This window comes from Dyella sp. NPDC103356 (assembly GCF_055584465.1).
In genome coordinates this window covers 69,980-92,022 of the sequence record NZ_JBVJLZ010000009.1, presented here as the reverse complement: position 1 = coordinate 92,022, position 22,043 = coordinate 69,980, and the positions used below count along the sequence as shown (strand labels likewise).

The window sequence follows — 22,043 nt, the reverse complement described above, 5'->3', positions numbered from 1 at the left end:
CGCTAACTTCATATGCATGGCCCATCGCAGCAGAAGCTGGGGTTATATCGACGTTCCAACGGGCACGCAAGATGCTACGACGCCCTGCTATTGAGCCGTCGCCATGGGGATTCTCTAAGATAGGAGGACCATGCGTGCATTCGACTAGAACTCCCAACCATGCGCTGCCTACTGATCGAGGACGACATTCCTACCGCCGAACTGATTCGGGAGGGCTTGCACGAGGCCGGCCATCAGGTCGAGCTGTGCCATGACGGCCATGACGGGCTCGCGCGCGTCAGCGACGAGCTGTGGGACCTGGTCGTGCTGGACCGTATGCTGCCCGGCGGCCTGGACGGTCTCGATATTCTCGCGTCGATGCGCTTGCGCGAAGATCGCACGCCGGTATTGGTACTGAGCGCCTTGAGCAGCCTCGACGAACGCGTCCGCGGATTGCGCAGCGGCGGCGACGATTACCTCACCAAACCCTTCGCGCTGGACGAACTACTCGCGCGTATCGAGGCGCTGGCGCGGCGTGCCGGTCAGCGCGCCGAGCCCGAGCAGCTTGACGTGGGCGACCTCACCCTGGAGCCACGCACGCGACGGGTGTTTCGAGACGGTCGCCCGATACTGCTGCAACCGCGCGAATATCAGCTACTCGAATACCTGATACGCCATCGGGACGAGGTGGTCACGCGCAAAATGCTGCTGACAGCGGTCTGGGGCTATCACTTCGATCCGGAAACCAATGTGATCGACGTGCAGATGAGCCGCCTGCGCAACAAGATCGACAAGGACGGTGTGCCGCCATTGATCCGCACCGTCCGCGGTGTGGGCTTCACCATCGGCGCGCCCGCGCAGGATGGCGACGATGTCGACGGCTAGCTTCCGCCATTCGGTGGTGTTCCGGATGGCGGCAGGCTACGGCCTGTTGCTGCTGTTGTCGGTGGCGGCGATCTCCGCGGTGTTCTATGTCGCCACGGCGGGGTTGCTTCGCCGCAATATCGACGAGCAGCTGCGCAGCACGTCACGCCATCTATTGCAGGTGAAGCAGCAGGATGCCGACGCGCTGGTGCGTGAAATCCACGGCCTGCTTACCGACAACCAGGACAGCGATACCGAGATCTATCTGTTACTGGACGGCAGCGGCCGCAAGCTGATCGGCAACCTCACCGCGTGGCCATCGGCCGCGATCGCCACCGATGGCTTGCGTCAGCTCGACGTCGAGCGTCTGGGACGCTACTCGGCAAGCCGCTTGCTCGCGCATCGCTTCGCCGACGGCAGCGTGCTGCTGGTGGGGCGCGACATGCGCGACGTGTTCGAGCTGGAGCACATGATCCTGGTCGCGCTAAGTCTGGGCGGTGTGTTGGCCGTGTTGCTGGCCGGCGGTGGCGCGATGCTGTTCCGTTCGCAACTGCAGCGTCAGCTCAAGGCCATCCATCGCACCACCACCGAGATCGCTGCCGGGCGCCTGGATCGCCGTGTCGCTATGGGACGTTCACGTGACGAGTTTGCGGTGGTGGCGCACGACATCAATGACATGCTCGATGAGATCGAGCGACTGATGGATACCTCGCGCAATGTCTCCAATGCGATTGCGCACGATCTGCGTACACCGCTGGGCCGGGTGCGTGGCGCATTGGAACAGGCCCTGCGCTCGCCGCAGCGCGATGAGCGCCTGCCGGACGGTGCGCAGTACGCCATCGACGAAATCGACAGCCTGATCGCTGTGCTCGACAAGCTGCTGCAGATCGCCGAGGCCGAATCGGGTGTGCGCCGCGGGAGCTTCGAGCCGCTCACCTTGCGCAACCTGGTCGAGGACATGGTGGAACTCTACCAACCCGCCGCCGAATCGGTAGCGATCAGACTGGACGGCGTCGTGGATGGCGAGCCATCGGTATTGGCCGACCGCCATTTGTTGGCGGGCGTACTGGCCAACCTGTTGGACAATGCCCTCAAATACGCAGGCAAAGATGCGAACATCACCGTGCATGCCGCTCGACATGGCGAACAGGTACGGATCAGCGTGCAAGACACCGGCCCCGGCATTCCCGAGCCAGCGCTTGCTCGTGCCACCGAGCGGTTTTTTCGCGTCGACACCAGTCGCCATCAGCGCGGCAATGGACTGGGCCTGAGCATCGTGGCTGCGGTCGTGGCGTTGCACCGCGGGCAGCTCACGCTGACCAATACCGCACCCGGCCTCAACGTCACCATCACCCTGCCCGCCACGCCCCTTTCCAAACCGTAACTGTTGCCGCCGCGGGTGCAAGGCTAGAGTTCCGACATGTCTTCGGCGCGTCCCCTGCGTCGCTCAACATGGCAACAGATACATGAAGAAGCATCAAGGACGGCTGGCAGCGGTCGGTTACGTGTTGGCAGCCGCCATCCTGATACTGGCCGAGCATGCAGTGACCGACAAGGTAAAGGCCGCGCCCCACCCCAGCGCTCCTGCAGATACCCAGACCGTCGCTATCAACGCCGAACAGGCCAAACAGGTTCGCCTGGCCGACGTCACTCAGCGCGACTTTGCCCCACATGTCGATGCCGTGGGCTATGTGGATTTCAACCAGGACCAACTGGCCCAGGTGAGTTCGCCCTATGCCGGCCGCGTGCGCGATGTATTTGCCAAGGCCGGTGACACGGTAAGTCGCGGCCAGGCTCTGTTCTCTCTGGATAGTCCCGACCTGACCCAGGCCGAAGCCTCGCTGGTGAGTGCTGCCGCCGCGCGCGCGCAAACCACGGCGGCCCTTGAACGAGCCAGAAGCATGGCGCAGGTACAGGCCAACGCGCCGCGCGACCTCGAGCAGGCGGTAGCCGATCAGCAGACTGCTGAAGGCAACTATCAGGCGGCTCGCCGTGCGCTACGTATTTTCAGCAAAAGCGATGCACAGATCGATCGCATCGCGGCCACACGACGCGTCGATGGCGAGTTGCGCATCGACAGTCCGGTCGCCGGCCAGGTGACTTCGCGCAACGTCGCTCCCGGTGACCTCGTGCAACCGGGCAATGGCCCTGCGCCCTTCGGCGTGGGGGACTCGAACAGCTTGTGGCTGGTCGCGAACGTGGTCGAGGCCGACGCATCCCAGGTGCATGTTGGCGAGCCGTTGTTCGCCTCGTTACCTGCATTGCCGGGACAACCTATCGAAGCGCAGGTGGATTATGTCGGCAGCAGTTCGGACGCGGCGACGCACCGTGTGACGCTACGCGCCGTGCTGCATTCGCCACCGGCTGGCCTGCGTCCGCAGATGCTAGCCAACTACAGCATCGTCACGGGGGCGCCAACGCGTCACGATGCCCTGCCCGCGGATGCGGTCGTGCGCGAAGGCAATGGCTCGATGGTGATATTCACCACCTCCGATGGCCTGCATTTCACTCGCCATCCGGTGCAGTTGGGTACGCCGCAAGACGGCTATTACCCGGTGCTGTCCGAACTGCAGCCCCACCTCCGCATCGCCACCGAAGGCGCGCTGTTCCTCAGCAACGCGCTGGCGCTGCAGGCGCAGTGAGCCCGCCCGCACTATTCTTCCATCGCAGGGATTGATCCGTGTTCAAAGGCCTCGTCGCGTTCGCGCTGACCCGTCGCGCCATCGTGCTGATGACGCTTGGCGCATTCGTCATCGCCGGACTGGCTGCGTACGCCAGGCTCAATATCGAGGCTTATCCCAATCCCGCGCCGGTGATCCTGGAGATCACCGCGCAGGCTCCCGGCCTTTCCGCTGAGGAAATGGAACGCAGCTATACGCGTCCGATGGAAGTGGGCCTCGCTACCACGCCCGGCGTGGAGAGCATTCGATCCACGTCGTTCTATGGCCTGTCGTTCGTGCGCGTTACGTTCAAGTACGGCACCGATTATTACTTCGACTACACCCAGGCTGCGTTATCGCTGCAGCAGAACGTCAGCCTGCCTAACAACGTGCAACCGCAGATCCAGGCATCCAGCCTGGTGGGCGAGGTCTTCCGCTACCAATTGGTGGGCCCGCCATCGATGAGCCTCACCGAGCTGCGCACGCTGCAGGACTGGATGGTGACGCGTCGTCTGCTGTCGGTGCACGGCATCGCGCAGGTAGTGACCTGGGGCGGCACTACCAAGGAGTACGACGTCGAGGCCGACCTCACTAAACTGCAGGGGTACGGCATCACCCTGCCTCAGCTGGTAGCTGCCATCGGTAACGCCAACAGCAATGTGGGCGGCCGTACGATCAACATCGGCCAGCAGTCGGTGAATATCCGCGGGATCGGGCTGATCAAGGACGTCGGCGACATCGGCAATATCGTGCTCAACCAGTCCAATGGCACGCCGGTGCTGGTGAAAGACATCGCGAAGGTAAGCATCGGTGCGGTGCCGCGCCTGGGTCGCGCCGGCCGCGACCAGCAGGATGACGTGGTTACCGGCATCGTGGTGATGAACCGCACGCTCCAGACCAACGAGGTGGTCGCCGCCGTCAAGGATGAAGTGGCCACGCTCAACAGCGACGGCACCCTGCCGCCTGGCGTAAAGCTGGTACCGATCTACGACCGCTCCACCCTGGTCTCGGTCACCACGCATACGGTGTTGCACAACCTGATCTTCGGCTGCCTGCTGGTATTCCTGATCCAGTGGATTTTTCTCGGCGACCTGCGCAGTGCGATCATCGTCAGCGCCAATATCCCGGTGGCGCTGTTCTTCAGCATCATCATCCTGGTGTTGATGGGGGATTCGGCCAATCTTCTATCCCTGGGCGCAGTCGACTTCGGCATCATCGTCGACTCGGCGGTGATCCTGATCGAGAACATCTTTCGCAACTTCCAGAAGAGCGCCGCGGAACGCCAGGATCTGCTGCACGAGGCCGTGCAGAGCGAGCTTGGCACCTATATGCGCGAGGACACCGGCCACGCCTGGACCGAGCGTCTTCGCTTGCTGTACATAAGTGCCATGCAGGTGGATCGCGCGGTGCTGTTTTCCTCGGCGATCACGGTCGCCGCCTTTATTCCGCTGTTCACCATGCAAGGCGTGGAAGGCCAGATCTTCAATCCGATGGCGCGAACGTACGCCTACGCGTTGTCTGGTGCGCTGATTGCCACCTTTACCATCTCGCCAGTGCTGGCCTCCTTGCTGTTGCCCAAGCATGTCGAGGAGACGGAGACGCTGTTCGTACGCGCGATCCGTCGCGTGTACACGCCGGTGCTGCACTGGGCACTCGTACGCCGCCGCACCACCGTGGCATTCGGCGTGGGTTTCCTATTGGTCGCCGGTCTGCTGCTGACGCGCGTAGGCACGGAATTCCTGCCTGCGCTGGAAGAAGGCAACCTGTGGATTCGCGCCTCGATGCCAACCACCATCTCGCTGGAAGCAGGCGAGGACAAGGTGAGCCAGATGCGCCGGATTTTGCTGCGCCATCCGGAGGTCGTCACGGTGGTATCGCAGCACGGCCGTCCCGATGACGGCAGCGATGCCTCGGGCTTCTACAACGTGGAGTTGTTCGTTCCGCTGAAACCGCAGGACGAATGGCCCAGCGGCCATACCAAGCCCGGGCTGGTGGCGCAGCTGCAGCAGGAGTTCGGTGACGCCTTCCCCGGCGTTGAATTCAACTACTCGCAGTACATCCAGGACAACATCGAGGAAGGCCTGTCCGGCGTAAAGGGCGCGAACTCGGTCAAGGTCGTCGGTCCGGAGTTACCGGAACTCGAACGACTGGCCGACCAGGTGATGCATGAGATGCGCAAGGTCCGCGGCGTGCAGGACCTTGGCGTATTCCACGTGCTTGGTCAGCCCAATCTCAATATCACGGTGGACCGGGCCAAAGCAGCCCGCTACGGCCTCAACGCGGGCGACATCAACACCGTGGTGCAGGCGGCCGCCGGAGGCACCGAAGCCACTACCGTGCAGGAGGGCGAACGCCAGTTCTCGCTGGTGGTACGCCTGGCGCCGCAGTTCCGCTCCAGCGTGGAGGCGATCGGCAATATCCAGGTGAGCTACCCCCTGCCCAATGGCGGCAACGGCTATGTGCCATTACGTGATGTGGCGGATATCTCGCTGGATACCGGTGCGTCCTACATCTACCACGAGCGTAACGAGCGCTTCGTGCCGGTGAAGTTCAGCGTGCGCGGCCGCGATCTGGGAAGCACCGTGGCCGAGGCGCAGAAACGCATCGCCGAGCATGTGATCCTGCCCAGCGGCTATCACCTGGCATGGTCCGGCGAGTTCGAAGATCTGCAACAGGCCAAGCAACGCCTGGCCATCGTGCTGCCGATTGCGATGGGCTTGATCCTCGCCTTGCTGTTTGCGCTGTTCAACTCGCTGCGCGACAGCCTGCTGACACTGGCGGCCATTCCGTTCTCCATCGCCGGCGGCATCATTGCGCTCTACCTTTCCGGGCTGGATCTGAGCGTATCGGCGGCGATCGGCTTCGTGTCGCTATTTGGCGTGTCGGTGATGAACGGCATCCTGGTCATCACGTATTTCAACCATCTGATCCTGGGTGGGCATACGCCGCTGGACGCCATGACCCAGGCCGCCGAACAGCGCATGCGCCCGATGCTGATGACGGCGCTGTCCGCCTGCATTGGCCTGCTGCCTGCAGCTCTATCCTCGGGCATCGGCAGCCAGGTGCAACGCCCGCTGGCGACGGTAGTCGTTGGCGGCATGTTGATTGGACCGGTGATGCTGCTGGTGGTGGCGCCCGCGCTGCAGGTGCTGGTGGTGGAATGGTCGAACAAGCGCAAGCAACGACGCGCCAGTGGAGGTACGCCATGAAGCGCTCACTGGTTTCCCGTTTGCGCCTGGCGTGGGTGACGACACTCCTCGCTAGTTGTGCCGGGTGCGCCGTTGGCCCCGACTATCAACGTCCCGCCATGCCCTCGCCGACGCAATTCACCCGCACGCCGATGGCCACCATCGCAGGCGGCGATGCGTCCAGACCTCAGCAGCTCGTCGCGGGCCAGATCATTGCGTCGACCTGGTGGCAGGTGTTCGGTTCCGATGCGCTGAACGAACGAATACAGCGTGCGCTCGCCCGCAACCCGAACATCGACGCCGCCACCGCGGCACTGCGCCAGGCGCAGGAGAATATCGCAGCCCAACGTGCCAGCTTCTTCCCCTCGGCACAGGTGAGCTATGCACCAGCACGCCAACGTGACGCGGTGGGCACGCTCTCGCCCACGCTGACGTCCAATGCAACGTACTACACGCTGCACACCGCGCAGTTGACTATCGGCTATGCGCCGGACGTCTTTGGGCTCAATCGCCGCGCGGTGGAATCGCTGCAGGCCCAGGCCGATAACCAACGTTTCCAGCTCGAGGCGGCGCGGCTGAGCCTGGCGTCCAATGTGGCGAACGCCGCGATCCAGGAGGCGTCGCTGCGCGCGCAGATCGAAGCCACCGAGGCGGTGATCGCCGCACAGACGCGTGCGCTGGCGATCCTGCACGACCAGTCCCGACTCGGCTATGCTTCGGCGCTCGACGTTGCAGCCCAGGAAAGCGCACTGGCCCAGGCCAGGCAGGCTTTGCCGGGGCTGCAGAAGCAACTGGAACAGAATCGCGACCTGCTGGCGGTATTGTGCGGCGACACACCGGACCAAGCGGGCGCGCCGCAGTTCGATCTGGATCACTTCACGCTGCCGGCGACGCTGCCGCTCAGCCTGCCTTCGCAATTGGTGGAGCAGCGTCCGGACGTGCGTGCGGCTGAAGAGAACGTCCATTCGGCCAGTGCCCAGGTCGGCGTCGCGCTGGCCAATCGCTTACCGCAGTTCACGCTCTCAGGCGCCTATGGCGGCAGCTCCACCTCGTTCGCTCGCATGTTCAGCGACGACAATGTGTTTTGGGCGCTGGCCGGCAGCGTTACCCAGAGCGTATTCGATTTCGGTGGGCTCCGGCACAAGCAGCGCGCCACCGAAGCGGCATTGCAGCAGTCCGCCGCGCAGTATCGCGGTGTCGTATTGGGTGCCTTCCAGAACGTGGCCGATGTACTGCACGCCATCGACACCGATGCCAGCGCCTATGCCGCGGCCGATGACGCCGAGCGCGCGGCAGCCCATACGCTCGATCTCACGCAAAAACAGCAGCAGATGGGTTACGTCGGTGTGCTTGGCTTGATCAACGCGCAGCAGGCCTATCAGCAGGCGCGCATGGGCCGCATACAGGCGCAGGCCAATCGATTGGCCGATACGGCAGCACTGTTTCAAGCACTGGGCGGCGGCTGGTGGAACAAGGGTGATACACCTTTGCCTGCAACAGGCGCGCCCCTGGCAACCTCCTCTTCGGTGAGTAAATAAGATGTTGCGCCGACTAGCTGCCGTCATGTTCATCGTGCTGAGCGGGTGCACCGATACCCGTCCCGTCGTCGAGCCTGTCTCAAGCTTCGACGTTCAAGCGTTGGGTCAAGGCATGGCCACTGGCGCGTCGACCATCAGCGGCCAAGCCTCATGGGTCACCGAAAAAGGCATCAAGCATGACGCGGCGAATGAAACGGTCACCTTGTTGCCAAGCACACCTTATGTCGCAGAGTGCGCACGCATCGTGCTGGACGCGACATCGCATTGTGCGGATAGGCTCAAGCCATATTTGCGATCGACCAGGACCGATGTTGAGGGTCACTTTGTTTTCGGGGGCTTACCTCCAGGGACGTATTTTTTAACGACCCGTGTTTGCTGGGCCGGTGGGCGCAGGAGGCTGCGCCCTTGCCAGGCTGTTCAGGGCGAAGCTGTGATACAGCGTGACGGGCAAACCGTAGAGTTCTCCTTATAGGGCCTTGGTTTTTGTAGGAGCAACTTCAGGGAGCCTCGAATAACCTCAGTCTTCATCGTCGCCCCGGCAAACGCCGGGGCCCAGCGTCTTTGACACGTTGAAGCACAAGCCACTGGATCCCGGCCTTCGCCGGGATGACGATAGGAAAATTTGAGGTTATTCGAGGCTCCCTGAAGTCGCTCCTACAAGCCAGGACGTCTGATTTCTTCCCGACTCGGACGGACAAAGGTTTTTAGAGGTTGTCTCCAGCAGTTACATTTCCATGGTAGGCCTTCGCTCGCCGCAACCGTCTCACTAAAGGCAGACCAGGCCAGTAGCGTGCAAAGCGCTGTTGGCCCAGAGACGTCATGCGATGTCAAACAGGGGAAGGTTCGCTTGGAACTTGCGTTCTTTGACGATGTTGGCTGCCGTTCGGACAGGCTCCCTGCGCCGTCCGTCGACACCCGCATCCGTGCTATCGGCGACCTGCCAAGGCCCTGCCCTTGTCGTGCCGGCGGTCACCACCTCCCGCGTCGATCGTTTCGTCTATCTGCGCCACCACCCTCGGAGAAAATCGCTTCCGGCCACCCTGCGGCGGGAAGCGAGATTCTTTCCATCACCTTGCTGGAGAATTCGCATGACAAGAGGACACCTGAGTCTGTACGCGTGTATCGTCGCGGCTATCGCGGCCCTGCCCGTGGCAGCCTTTGCGCAGACGGCAACGACCGACGACGCCATGCTTGCCGGCCTCAACACGGCCGAAGCGCCGCGTGTGACGCAGACAGTCAACAACAATGCCGTGTCGCCCATCCAGAACACGCATTTGTCCGCGGTCAATGCGATGACCTCGCAAGGCGCGGTGACCGATTCGACGCCCCTGAACCACATGCAGCTGGTACTGCGCCCCAGTGATCGCCGCCGCGTCGCGCTGGAAACGCTCATTGCCGCGCAGCACGACCCTCATTCGCCGTTCTTTCACCACTGGCTGACGCCGCGACAGTACGGCAAGTATTTTGGCGCGCTCGACACCGATGTCGCTGCCACTGTTGCCTGGTTGAAAGCCAATGGCTTTACCGTCAACGGTACTTACGCGAACAACACCCAGATCGACTTCAGCGGCAACGCCGGCCAGGTGAAGAGCGCGTTCCATACGCAACTCAATCACTACATCGACTTCAACAAGGAAAGCCATATCGCCAACGCTGGCGATATCAGCGTGCCGTCGGCACTGCAGGCCGTGGTGGCAGGCGTGGCTGGCTTGACCGATTTCCATCCGAAGGCCATGCATGTGCCGACCAAGGTGGCACAGTTCGATCCGGCAACGCAGCGCTTCAAGATTCAAGCCGATAACGCCAGCAGCCACGCATCCACGGCCGCCAAGCCTGCGGTGAAAACCGACGCGATCACCTTTACCAACGGCGCACGCGGCCTGGTGCCCTACGATCTGGCCAAGATGTACGGCGCCGATACACTGCACGCGCAAGGTATCACCGGAAAGAACGTCACTATCGCGGTGGTCGAGGATAACTCGATGGTGCCCGCCGACTGGACCAATTTCGTCAGTCAGTTCAGCCTCGGTGGTTACGGCGGCAGCTTCTCGCAGATCCAGCCGCAAGCGACCGGCTTCACCAATTGCATCGATCCGACTATTGCTCACCCGGGCGAAGACGACGGCGAAACCCTGCTCGACGCCGAATGGTCCACGGCCATGGCACCCGGTGCACATATCGTCGTTGCTAGCTGCGATGACTCCAACAGCAATAACTTCTTCGGCGGCGTAACCACTGCAGCCACCAACCTGGTCAATGGCAACGACCGGCCCAACATCATCAGCGCAAGCTATGGTTTTGGCGAGACCAATGTCGATGCCGCGAGCAAGGTCGCGATCGATCTGCTCTGGGCGCAGGCCGATGCGGAAGGCATTTCGGTGTTTGTGTCCACCGGTGATTCGGGCTCCAACCCGAGCTTCAACGCGGGGTCCATTTTCAATCTGCCGATCAATGGCGAAGGCATCAGTGCCAACGCCCTTGCTACCTCGCCGAATGTCACCGCCGTTGGCGGCACCGACACCGCCGATGTGCTCGACGGTACCAGCAGCAAGTACTTCAGCACGAAGTTGAACTCGGCCTATGGCTCGGTACTTTCCTATATTCCGGAAATCCCCTGGAACCAGTCCTGCGCCAACCCGGTGGCGGCACAGGCCAACGGCTTCAAGAGCCCGCTCGATTTCTGCAAGGCTGTACTCGCGACCGACCCCAATGGACTGACGCTGACCTCCGAAAGCGGCAGCGGCGGCCCGTCTTCGGTCGATCGCAAGCCGTTCTGGCAGCGGCTGGTGCGTGGCGCGGCCAACGACAATTCGCGCGATCTGCCGGACGTGTCGCTGTTTGCCGGCTCCTATGGCGGAGACACCTGGGTGATCGTGTGTAACGCCGCCTTCCCCTGCAATCCTGGCTTTACCGGCTCCATCTCGATCAGCGGCGGTACGTCGCTGGCCTCGCCGATGTTTGCCGGCATTCAGGCGCTGGTGGACCAGGGCCTGAGCCGCCATGGCCAGATCGAGAATCAGGGCAATGCCGCACCGACGCTATATGCGCTGGCTTCCGAAGAGTATGGCCTGCCGTTCGGTTATTCGCCGAGCAGCCTGGATGCGTGCAACTCGGACAACGGCGCCAAGGGCACCGGACATTGCGTGTTCCATAACGTGACGCGCGGCGGCATCTCTACCCAGTGCATCCAGCAGTTGCCGGACACGGTGACGCCGGACTGCTATTTCTACGCCACCATTACCGACTACGAGCTCGACGTGGAAGGCTTCCTGGTTCCGGCCGGTTCCGTCCAGCTCGGCCTGACCTCGACCAGCACGTCACGCTATGCCCCGGCGTACCAGGCGCAGCGTGGCTGGAGCTTTGCTGCCGGCCTGGGTTCGGTCAATGCCGGCAACCTGCTCTCTGCTTGGAAGTCGTTCAATCGTTCGTGGTGGTGAGTGAGCCAGTGAAACTCGATTGATCTCGGTTTCTCCTATCGTCGTCCCGGCGCAGGCCGGGACTCAGTGGCATAGGTTTTCGCGTTAGCGCCGATTCTTGGCGACCCTTGCGACAACCGGCTGCAAAGCCACTGGATCCCGGCCTGCGCCGGGATGACGGGTAGGAGGGGTCTTGGACGTAGATTCAGTTCAGCGCTCTTCCTGTGCCAAGCGCTTGAATTTGAGCCAGCCGCAAAGCTGCTTCGACTTGAAAAATGGTTGGCTCTACAAGGGGCTGATTTCAACGCCGAGGTCAGATAGGGCGATGTAATGCCACTCTGCGAAGCCGTGCTCCACGAACGCTTCCTTCGCGGCTCGATCCGGCACCACGATCGTTACTTCTTTTGGGGAAATCGATAACGCATCCGTCTTGATGCGCCACTCGCGCTCCCATGTGTAATCAACGTTGTGTTTGTCGGAGAGCCAGAACCTCACATGCCTGTACCGCATGTCTTCAGGAAGTTTGGCGTAATCAGGATCAGGCCCGTAAATTGCCGGCCGGCCTCCTTGCTTGAATAGCCATTTTTTGTCTACCAGCACGCCATACGGCTGATATTTGAAGCCGCTCGGATCTTTACTAGCCAGAATCTGAGACAGCTTGCCAATAGGTGCTTCGGAGAAGCACACACATATATGCTTCCCCTTGATAAACCCGCTGCCGCCACGCAGCGACTTTTCCTTGAGAATGTTGACAAGATTCTTTGCCGCCTCACCGCGGTGCTTTGCAGGATCCTCGCTACTGCCTTTGCTCAAGTGAACAAGTTTATTTCCGATATCGTCGCGCATTGCTATAAAAATCCAACAAAAGTGAGTGCCAGATCCTGAGCGTGGACGGTTCGCCCTGGATTTGAAGCATGCCCTCTCCCTGGCTTTACTAGAGAGAGGGCCTAGGGGACAGGAAACCCATCCCCCACGAACTGCTCAACAAGAGTCAGAGCTCAAGGCTTATTTCTTTTCCTGCAAGTACTTCACCACTTTGTTGATGATCACCGGCGCAAGCGTGCCGGCCGTATCCGGTGCGGGATCGGGTCCACCGGCCAGGATGAAGCTGAAGTCGGCACCGCCATGCTGCGCATTGCCATGGCAGCCCATGCAGCCGCCCATGTTGTACGCCGAACCCTGGTAGGCCACGTTCTTGAACGGCTTGCCGTCTGCCGTGAAGTCAGTAATGGTGTTGGATAGCGTGCCGCCCTTGTTGCCGGGGAGCTCGGGTGAGTACGGGTAGAACTGGCCGCTGAACACCTGCAGGTCGTAATCCGTCTCGATGGTGCTGTTGGCCTGATAGTACGTAGACGCATCCGGCTTGTCGTACGTCACGCCAGCCGTCGGCTTGTCGATCGGCTTGGCTTGCACGCTGACCAGCTTGTAGTACGCCCACGGCGACTTCGGATCCTTGGGGAAATTTTTCTCCAGGTACGTCTTGATGGCCGCATGAGCTTCCTTGTTGACCGCAATGACTTCATCGGCGATCAAATGCTCGCGTTTCTCCACTTTGATCGTGCCAGTGACCAGGCCAGTATTGGGAACATTGGCGAAATGAAGCTGCGTCTGCGTCTCCCCGAGCTCGCCCTCGGTGAAGATGAAGGACTGCCCGCTATTGGCGGTCGCGTTGACGGACTGTATATCGGGCCTCAGCGGATGCGTTGCACTGCCGGTGTAGTTTCCATCTGCGTCTTCCACCGGCTTGCCGTTCGGGTCCAGGATGTTGTCGGCTTGTTCGAACGTGGCAAAAATAAAGTACGGCGCCGAAGGCGTCTTCTGGATGATATGCAGGCCCACCAGGGCGAGCGTATCGTCGACAGGTGCGATGCCGGTGGGCACGGCCGAATCATTGACGTAATAGCGTACTGTCGTCGTATAGAACCGGCTGGCGTCTTCCTTTGGCCCCAGCTTTCGCCAGGCGGCCTTAACTTCGATCGTGCCGTAAGGGAAGCTCACCAGATCCTTCGCACCGGGCGTGGGATCGGTATGTTTTTTCTGGATCTGCTTGGCCGTGTTGCTCTGGGGAGTGGCCAGGTTGGCCGGCAACCACCAGCCTTTCGGGCAGACGTAGTCAAAGTCCGTGCGATTGGCCTTGGCCATGAACAGGATCTGCGTGCCCAACGGAAGGGCTGCCCCTGTGGCCGCGCCTGCGAAGATGTGATCCAGCCCAATCTGGCTGTTCTCGTCCAGGTTGATCCAGGGCGGCGTGCCTGTCGATGACAACCCGTTCGCATAGTTGTACTGCGGTGCGACATCGTAGTTGCAGGTATAGGTGTTACCGCCCAGGTTCTTGGTCGCGCCTGGTGGCAAGCCCGCTCCTGGAAATATCTCCACCTTGCCGCGGAAGGTGTGCCACACCAGCGGCCCCTTATAACCAGGATCGCCAAACTTCACGTGGGTGTCCGGCGTGTCGCGGGTATTCGCGCCCCCGGTTTGCTTGACCGCGGCCCAGTTCAAGGCGATGAACTCTTGCCAGGCAAAACGTGCGGCATCCGTAAGCGAGGCGTTACCGGCGCCGCCCTTGATATCGCTTGGCACGGTCGAGCTGATTTCGATGGATGAGGGTGTTGGAGCCGGTTTGTCAGCGGCAAAAGCCGAGCCGGTCAAGCAGGAAGCAATAGCGATACTTATCGCGGAAAGCCTGACGCCGAAGCGTGTCTTCATGGTGGATCCCCCTTGAGTTAATGAACATCTTGCGATGGACACGTACATTGCTACGAAGCCCTGGATCGAGCCCCGTATTTACTGCAATGAAAACCCGTCCCTTGAGGTCCGGGCGTAGAGATACCTAGGCTTTATTTATCGGCGATGCCGATATGAAATGAAGCCACTTTTTGCAGATATGGGAGCCAATCCGCATGACGGAATGCTCGGCAAAGCCGCGGCGTGCATAAAACCTCCCGGCAGCCACTGTCGAGTAAGGTCCGATATATATTCAACTGCCCCCAGTTCCATTTTGCAGTGGGCCGAAATCTAGCCAATTAATCAGGCATTTTCAATTGGAAAAATATGCAGGCTTATAAGTGCCGGAAATGCGCAATTATGGACGTATTGCGGCACTTTGGCAGTTATCAAATATGGGCAGCCAATTCATGCAAAACCGTTGACATCCGAACATCCCACGGCCCGGTCAGCAGCCGATATTCCACTCCGCCTGCATGAAGTTCTCGCATATACCATTCGTGCTGCCAACGCCTGAATGCTTTGTCGCGGCGCGTACCGTCCTGCACGAATGGGACATCGGGAGCACATAGAAACACGCGATCGTACGTGCGCCTTGCAAGCATATTCAGATCTTCGGAAACCTCTCCAAAAAGCGCTTGCGAATAGAGCGCGGTGGTCAATGGCGTCGTGTCGCAAAATAGATATTCGGCAGCCGTCGGTGCAAGCGAATCCTCTCGCGCTATTTGGGTCTGGGCGATATGGATCATGTCATCCTTTATCAGGGCGCCCTGCTTTGCCTCCCAAAGCTCGCGGCCATATTCGGCGGCATGAACGGTTTGCAGTCGCGATGCCAGCTGTTGGGCCAACACGGACTTACCCGTGGACTCGCCGCCCAGGAACGCGACACGCCTGACAAAATCCTTGTAGATCCCGGGCGCAAGATGATGGCGCAATCCGTGGACGTCGGCACGTAAGGCCGTTCCTGACACCGGAACAGCATGGCGCTCGGCATCCACCATCACGTGGCGCACTGCTGGCCCGCCGTCAGCCTGCTGTTCCCGCGATAGCACGGCGGCGAATCCCTCGCCATAGGCTTCGCTGGTGAACACGGCATCCACCGTCGTCTCCAGCAGATGTTTCAGCAGCCATGCCACGAACTGTCGATGGGTATCATCGGATGCCGAATTGTCCGGTACCACCGCGACGGGCAAGCTCCGTTGGCGGCACTCGGCAGCCAGGCGTGTGTCATCCAGCACCAGACGCGTTGCCTCGGGATACAGATCGGCGAGCCAGCGCTCCCGCCGTGCCGGTTCGCAGCCTGGCAGCTCGGGCTTGGTGTAACTGAGGATGAGCAGGTGCTCGCATTCATGCTGCGCGCGTTCAAGCAGATACTGATGGCCACGATGCAATGGACAGAACTTGCCTACTATCAGGCCATGGCCGAATGCCTTCATGCGATGGCATCTGCCCTGCGGTACAGCCGCAGCCAGTGACGCCATGCCACCAGCGCATTGACCCAATATGCCGCATACAGTACCGCCGTGACGGTCAGGCCACGTGACGCGTAGAGCGGTACGGCGATCGTGTTGACCAACAACCAGGCCGGCCAGTTTTCGATGCGGCGACGCATCAGCAACAGCTGCGCCAGTACCGAGATCGCCAGCACGGACGAATCGGCGAAGGGTGCATAGGCATCGGTAAAGCGATGCAGCAGCGCGCCATAACCGCACGTAGCCACCACCGCAGCTACCGACAGCCAGAGCAGAACATGTGTCGATGTGCGGCGAATCGCCCCATCGCCCTGCCCGCCCTTGTTCATCCAGCGCCACCAGCCCACCGCGCTGGCAGCGACGAAAAAGATCTGCAGCACCACGTCCGCGTACAGGCGCGCACCCCAAAACAAGACGGCGAACATCGTGCAGCCGACCATGCCCGTCCACCAGGTATGTACGCTGTTACGCCCGGCCAGCAGGATCGACAAGGTGGCCAGCGCATTGGCCGCACCTTCCAGCAACGTCATCGGGTCAATCCTTCCGGCAGATCGGTGGTGTATTGCAATGTCTTGTCTTCGCCGTCCAATAGAGCAACAGCTACCTCGCCGCCATGTAACGCCATGGCGACGCGAGCTGCCGCGTCCTGTGCGTGGCCACGCTCCGCATCGGCCAGTCGCAATGTTACGCGGCCATCGACGGCCTGATGTACCGAGTAACGCGAAAGAGGCAGCGCCGCCAATGCATGGGTCAGGTCGATATTGTTGATCCATGCCCCCGACGCCGTGCGATAGCGCACCGGTTGGCGTCCCTGCAGATGCGTGATCGCCGGCCCGTCCCGGGTAGACAGCAGTGCGCCATGGTCACCCGTGCGATAACGCAACAAAGGCAGGCAGAAGTTGAAGCCGCCGGTCAGCGTGATTTCGCCCGAGACTCCGAGAGGAGTGGGTTGCCCCGATGCGTCCAGTATCTCTACATACATGCCTGGCTGCAGCAGCAAGTGGCCGCCGAGTGTCTCGTCATATACACCCAGCGGGCCGGCTTCATTCATCGAATAAATGTCCAGCACCGGGCATCCGAAACGATCGGCGAGCTGGCTGCGTAGTGAAAGCGAAAGTGCCATCGAGACCGACAGCATCGCGCGTGGGCGGTGTTGCACCGGCAGCCTGAGCAATTCGGTAAACGAGATAGGATCGCCCGCGATAAGTTCTGGCTGCATGGCGTCGATATAGCGTGCGCGATCGCCCGCATCGCGCCAGTCGTCCGGGTGAAGATTGATCTTGGCCAACCCCGACTCGTCCATGCTGGGCGTGACCGAGACGTAGGTGAAGCACTTGCGCTGCATCCCCAGCAGCATCACCCCGACCTCGCCGCGACCGTGACGCAGCTCGATGCCGGCATGCCGCAGCGCTCGCTTGTGGTAAGCCAGATAGCGTCCCGCCACGAGTGGGTGCGACGGCAACACGAGCGGGTGACCCGTGGTACCGGTGGTGCGGAAGTTGATCATGCGATCGAGCGTCACCGAATCAGGGACGAAGCGTGCAATGTCCTCGGCCAGGTCGCCACGATCCACCGTGGCGATATCGTGAAACGGCGGCGGCGCGCCCTTGCCGCGGTAGTACGGCACATCGTCGTATACCCGCGCTACAAAGGCCGCTAGCCATGGCGGCAGCGTGTCCGGCGACCATTCGAACGGTGCCTGCGCGATCTCGCGCTCATACTCGCGCAGCTCCGCCACTTCTTCGGCGAGCACACGGTTGCCGCTGCGATTGCGAAATAGCGGCGCGCTGGGATGCTCGGTCAACTGCCGAAGCATGGCGCGCCCCGCGTCGGTCAAGGTGGGGTAGCGTTCGGCATCGGTGGGCTCCCGGTTCACTCGCGCGACCACTTGTCGGCCGACTCCTCGGCAGCCTTGCGTGCCAGCGCCTCGCGGATAGCACGCGCCCGCTCCTCGGCGGCACGGCTTGCCTCCAACAAGCGGCGACGCTCCACGCCACTGACGCTGGCCAGCCGATCGGACGCCTGGTTGGCGGTTTCACCGGCCGGCAACAATGCCAATCGCGCTAGCGCCGTTCGCGCCAGCTCCTCGCGGCGCTCGGGTTCAAACACGTAACGCGAGGCATCGGCTTCGGCCGCCAGCGCTGGTATCGCATCGGCAAACAACAAAGGCATGGCCGCCAGCTCGGCAGCCGTCTCGCTCCAGCTTTCGTCGGCCAGCAGCCACGCCAACACCGCGGACAGGGTCAGCTGGTTGGCGGTCACGCCTGGAAGATCGCCCGATAGCGTGGCAAGCAACGCCGGCGGCACAGGCTGGCCATGCATCGCGAACATGTCGTTGACGACAGCGGCGACGTGCACGCGCCCTTCTCCGCCGCGACGTGGGGGATCGAGGAAATCGGGCGGGACGTCCACGAGACGACGCAGCAAGGGTTCGAGTGAAGGACCGGTCCGCATACTCATGTTCCGAACTTGGCAAATACCTGGGTGGAGGGGCAATCGCCGCAGACGGCGGCGGGCACCGCACGGCGGCGCTCGGCCAGGCGCGAACGTAGTTGCGCGATATCCTGCACGGTGTGCACGTCATGCGTGGGAAGGCCGTGGACGTCGAGCGTGAAACTGCACGAGGCAATCTGTCCGTGCTCATCAATAAAGATCGTCGGACGGCGCGACTCGCAATTTTCCACCGCCATCGCGCGGCCAGACGCGGTTGCCGCGAATCGGGCCAGGTACGCATCGTTCGCGCACAGGCGTACACCGCGTGCTGCCATGCGGGCTACCAGCGATGGCATCAAGGTGCGCAACTGCGCCACATCCGAAAGATGCAGTGCCTGGGAGGGATAGAACTCCGGACGATCGCGGCCGCCCAGCTGGTTGAAGGTGATCTCATCCACACGCCATTGCGCCAGCCGATCGCACAGTTCGGGGAATGTCGGCAACGTATCGCGCATCAGCACGACATTTGCACGTAACCGCAACGTATCGCTTGCTTCACGCAGCCGCCGCACACCCTCGTCCAACTTCGCCCAGCCATCGCGCCAACCACGCAGTCGCTCGTGCATGCCGCCTGGCGCGTCGACGCTGACCGTCACTTCGTCGAATGCGGCGGCAACGGCTGCCGCCACGCCGCTCCGACACAATGTGGTGCCGTTGGTGGTGACGCTGACGCGCACGCCATGCTGTTCGCGCAACCGTTGCGACAGGTCCAGCACGCCCGGCCAAAGCATCGGCTCACCGCCCAGCCAGCTCAGCAGGACATCGTCGCCGCTGGCCTGTCGGTATGCACCCAGCAGCGTGGCGAAGCGCTCCACTTCGGCGGGGTCCATATGCACGCGATCCATCGGCATGCGACGGTCGTAAGCACAGAAGCCACAAGCGAGATTGCACAGCGTGGTGATGCGCCATAGCACGATCATGCATGCGCCTCTGGCGCCGAGCCGTAATGACGCTGGCTGAAATCGCGTGCAAAGGCCAGCAGCTGCTCCATGTCGCGAACGACATGAATGGCCCAGCCTTCCGAGCGGGCGCGCAGCAGGTCGATGACCCAGGCAGTCTTTCCCGCATCCGCAAGGCGCTCGGGCAGTGGCTGGTAGAGATTCAACGCCATGGTGCCGCCGGCGCGCCCCACGCGTAGCGCGTTCGCGGCAACATTCCAGCCACTGTTGCCGCGTTCGTCGTTGGCGAACATCGTGGTGATGCCATCGTCGGACAGATGCAGGATGTGCACAGCGCGGTCGTGCGGCGTGCGCGCCGCATACGTGTCACGCAGACGATGGATGGGAAACGCGGTGGCTCCGCCGAAGAATCCGGTAAGCACGCGAAGGATCGCGTCCTCCGATCGCACGAAGCCTTCGGTGTGAAGCTCCTGCTGCTTACCGCTCCACAATGTCACCTGCACACGCGAGCCCACGCGCAGCGCAGACAGTGCGATCACGGCACCCGCCAGGGCCAGGTACGAGGTATGTGTCTGTGGATTGGGCATCGAGCCGGAGCTGTCGACATAGAGGTCCAGGTCGACGGGCTCGCTGGCCGGCTCGCGCCCAGGCGCCAGGCCGTAAGTGCGCTGCACGGTGGTCAGGCCAGGAATAACGCGCGGCGACTGCAGCACGGTCTGCATCCAGTCGAGCGCATCGAGCGGATCGCCCAGCTCCCAGGGCTCCAGGCCTTCCATCTGCGGCTCCATCGCTTGCGGTTGTGGCCGGGTGGGAAAGCGGATGAGGTGTGGCAGTGCGCGTTCGCGGTAGTAGCGCACAGCGATATCGTGATCGCTGAGGTTCAGTCCGGCCGCGCGCAGGATCTCGCCGTACTCGAACGGTTCGCGCGCCTGCCCACCGCCGCTTGAACGCTTGATCGTCGAGGCGTCCGCTATCGCCTGGTCTTCGCGCCGCGGCTCGTCGGGCGACGGCTTTTCGCCGGTGATGCGCGGATCGAGCGCCGGATGCAGCACGGACACGAGTTCGTCGTCTTCCATGCGATCCAGCCCCACCGGCTGGCTTCCCTGCCCGGCATGGCGCGTATCCATCAGCACCTTCACGCGAGGATCGCTCACCGATTGCACCAGATAGGGCAACAGCAGCGTCGCGAAACGCGTGGCGCCATCGAGCCAGTCAGCGGCATAAGCGCGAACCACGCGCGCGCCGAGCCACGCATCGCCCTTCATCGCATCGTCATCGACAGGGCCGCCGAGCGTGCCCGATCCCTGCTGCCACAGTTTTTCGTAGATGCCCATGTAAAGCATCCACATCGGGGTCGAACTTGCGCTGTTTTCATGCTCGGCAATGCGGCGATAGATATCGGCCATGCGCAGGCCGCACTGGCGTTGCAGCCTGTCGTTAATCAGCAGGTCGGCGTAGAGGTTGGCGACCATCGGCGCGTGCGCTTCGAGCGTTGGCAGCGCACGGCGGATGCGGGCTACCAGTCGCGCGTGATCCGTCGCCGTCGCCGGCGCCAGCACGTGATGGCCTATTTCGTGCGCGAGTATTTCCAGCGCGTAGTCGCCCAAATCCAGGCGCGCGATTTCTTCAAGGTCGATCACCACGCGCTGGTCGACCAGCCGAATCATGGCGAAGCTACCGGACAGCCCTTCCTTCGAAGCTTCGGCCTGCGTACGACACAGCCGTGGATCCTGCAGCCGCGTAAAGCGGCTCCACGCGGCAAGCGCCGCCGGCCACGCGTCACGCCATGGCGCCAGGACATCGTCGACGGGTAAAGGCTCGCTCACGCGCGCACCGGCAGCACGCGCAGGGTATGTGTCCATGGCGAGAAAAGCGCTGCGCTATCGACACCCATGGCAGCTTTCGCTGCATCGCCTGGCAGGCGAACGGCGATCGCTCGACCCTGCACATTCACGCCCGTAGGTGTTACCGGAACAGCAATGGCGCCCGCATCGGCACTGGCAAACTCCGCCGCTGTTGCGGGCAGAACCACCGCGCCGAATGCGTCGCTGATCACTAGAAAATGGCGTTCTCCGCTCTGCACGAGAAAACCGTCGGTGCAGGCGCGCGCTACCGGCGGCGTGGCGAACGGACCACCGAAGCCAGTGAAGCCTCCGACCGTGCGCCCTTGTGTCTCGATACCATCCACCGGATGCCACCAGCGATCGGCGCGCAGACGGGCCTCCAAATCGGACCATGATTGGTTCGGCGCGCCCATGGCAGCAGCTGCCAGCGCAGGATCGATCGCTGCGGCCTGCTCCAATGCGGACTGTCGCAGGTGCGCCATGCCCGCGCGCCATGCACAGAGCGCGCCGACGCTGCGCAGTTCCTGCAGCTGTCGACAACGCGACGTCAACGCAGCCATATCGGCGATCCACGCGTCGACTCGCACACCGGGCACGCTGCACAGACGTACGACGGCATTGGTCACCGTGCCCAGCGCATCGGCCGGAGATTGCACCAGCAGCGGCGTCATGGGCGATGCCAACTGCTGCCATGCGCGATCCACCCACGGCGAGCGCGCCGCCGGTCCGGCCAGACCCTGTGCCACCAGCCCCAAGCCGATCTCAAAGGCAATCTCGACGACCGCAACCGTTGCCTGTTCGTCTACCTTGCCGATGGCCTGGCACAGCGGATCGAGCGTGCCGGTGACAAAACCGCTGAATGCCGCCATGTCGAGCTGGGGCGCGCGATGGCGGGCTTCGGCCACGCGCTGATTGAACAGCGGGCGTCGCGCGGCCAGCACATTCGCCAGAAGGGGCGACACCATC

15 protein-coding genes are annotated in these 22,043 nt (G+C 62.2%); 6 read left to right on the top strand and 9 right to left on the bottom strand.

All coding sequences use genetic code 11. From position 1 onward, the window contains the following. The first annotated feature begins 159 nt into the window (after window positions 1–159). From ACZ6WW_RS18960 to ACZ6WW_RS18935, 6 genes are all read left to right on the top strand, one after another. Window positions 160–864, top strand: a complete 705-nt coding sequence (locus ACZ6WW_RS18960; protein ID WP_465275578.1) for a response regulator transcription factor — start codon at window positions 160–162, stop codon at window positions 862–864. After that, window positions 851–2,227 carry a HAMP domain-containing sensor histidine kinase gene (locus ACZ6WW_RS18955; RefSeq protein WP_465275577.1) on the top strand — a complete coding sequence of 459 codons (1,377 nt, stop codon included), beginning with the start codon at window positions 851–853 and terminating at the stop codon, window positions 2,225–2,227. The genes ACZ6WW_RS18960 and ACZ6WW_RS18955 overlap by 14 nt, the downstream gene beginning before the upstream one ends. 82 nt (window positions 2,228–2,309) lie before the next feature. Further along, window positions 2,310–3,485 carry an efflux RND transporter periplasmic adaptor subunit gene (locus ACZ6WW_RS18950; protein ID WP_465275576.1) on the top strand — a complete coding sequence of 392 codons (1,176 nt, stop codon included), beginning with the start codon at window positions 2,310–2,312 and terminating at the stop codon, window positions 3,483–3,485. Between the two features lie 38 nt (window positions 3,486–3,523). Continuing rightward, window positions 3,524–6,712, top strand: a complete 3,189-nt coding sequence (locus ACZ6WW_RS18945) for an efflux RND transporter permease subunit (RefSeq protein WP_465275575.1) — start codon at window positions 3,524–3,526, stop codon at window positions 6,710–6,712. Beyond that, window positions 6,709–8,229 carry an efflux transporter outer membrane subunit gene (locus ACZ6WW_RS18940; RefSeq protein WP_465275574.1) on the top strand — a complete coding sequence of 507 codons (1,521 nt, stop codon included), beginning with the start codon at window positions 6,709–6,711 and terminating at the stop codon, window positions 8,227–8,229. Before ACZ6WW_RS18945 ends, ACZ6WW_RS18940 begins: the two co-directional genes overlap by 4 nt. Window positions 8,230–9,317: 1,088 nt before the next feature. Next, window positions 9,318–11,666, top strand: coding sequence for a S53 family peptidase (locus ACZ6WW_RS18935; protein ID WP_465275573.1), 2,349 nt, complete (start codon window positions 9,318–9,320; stop codon window positions 11,664–11,666). A gap of 264 nt (window positions 11,667–11,930) precedes the next feature. On the opposite strand, the gene ACZ6WW_RS18930 is transcribed toward ACZ6WW_RS18935, so the two are convergent. From ACZ6WW_RS18930 to ACZ6WW_RS18890, 9 genes are all read right to left on the bottom strand, one after another. Further along, entirely contained in the window at window positions 11,931–12,491 is a 561-nt protein-coding gene (locus ACZ6WW_RS18930; RefSeq protein WP_465275572.1) for a hypothetical protein, read from the bottom strand. Between the two features lie 159 nt (window positions 12,492–12,650). Then, window positions 12,651–14,351, bottom strand: coding sequence for a hypothetical protein (locus ACZ6WW_RS18925; protein ID WP_465275571.1), 1,701 nt, complete (start codon window positions 14,349–14,351; stop codon window positions 12,651–12,653). Between the two features lie 407 nt (window positions 14,352–14,758). Next, entirely contained in the window at window positions 14,759–15,805 is a 1,047-nt protein-coding gene (locus ACZ6WW_RS18920) for an AAA family ATPase (RefSeq protein ID WP_465275570.1), read from the bottom strand. Continuing rightward, entirely contained in the window at window positions 15,802–16,371 is a 570-nt protein-coding gene (pnuC, locus tag ACZ6WW_RS18915) for a nicotinamide riboside transporter PnuC (RefSeq protein ID WP_465275569.1), read from the bottom strand. Before pnuC ends, ACZ6WW_RS18920 begins: the two co-directional genes overlap by 4 nt. Further along, the gene (locus tag ACZ6WW_RS18910) at window positions 16,368–17,717 is read right to left on the bottom strand and encodes an AMP-binding protein (protein ID WP_465275568.1); all 1,350 of its coding nucleotides are present in this window, start codon (window positions 17,715–17,717) and stop codon (window positions 16,368–16,370) included. The genes pnuC and ACZ6WW_RS18910 overlap by 4 nt, the downstream gene beginning before the upstream one ends. Then, window positions 17,714–18,301 carry a hypothetical protein gene (locus ACZ6WW_RS18905; RefSeq protein WP_465275567.1) on the bottom strand — a complete coding sequence of 196 codons (588 nt, stop codon included), beginning with the start codon at window positions 18,299–18,301 and terminating at the stop codon, window positions 17,714–17,716. Before ACZ6WW_RS18905 ends, ACZ6WW_RS18910 begins: the two co-directional genes overlap by 4 nt. Beyond that, complete coding sequence (locus tag ACZ6WW_RS18900) at window positions 18,298–19,254, bottom strand: radical SAM protein (protein ID WP_465275566.1); 957 nt, start codon at window positions 19,252–19,254, stop codon at window positions 18,298–18,300. The genes ACZ6WW_RS18905 and ACZ6WW_RS18900 overlap by 4 nt, the downstream gene beginning before the upstream one ends. Beyond that, window positions 19,251–21,095 (bottom strand): hypothetical protein, encoded by a 1,845-nt coding sequence (locus tag ACZ6WW_RS18895; RefSeq protein WP_465275565.1) that lies wholly within the window; start codon window positions 21,093–21,095, stop codon window positions 19,251–19,253. Before ACZ6WW_RS18895 ends, ACZ6WW_RS18900 begins: the two co-directional genes overlap by 4 nt. Continuing rightward, on the bottom strand, window positions 21,056–22,042 hold the full coding sequence (locus ACZ6WW_RS18890) for a hypothetical protein (protein WP_465275564.1): 987 nt from the start codon (window positions 22,040–22,042) through the stop codon (window positions 21,056–21,058). The genes ACZ6WW_RS18895 and ACZ6WW_RS18890 overlap by 40 nt, the downstream gene beginning before the upstream one ends. Window position 22,043 lies beyond the last annotated feature (1 nt).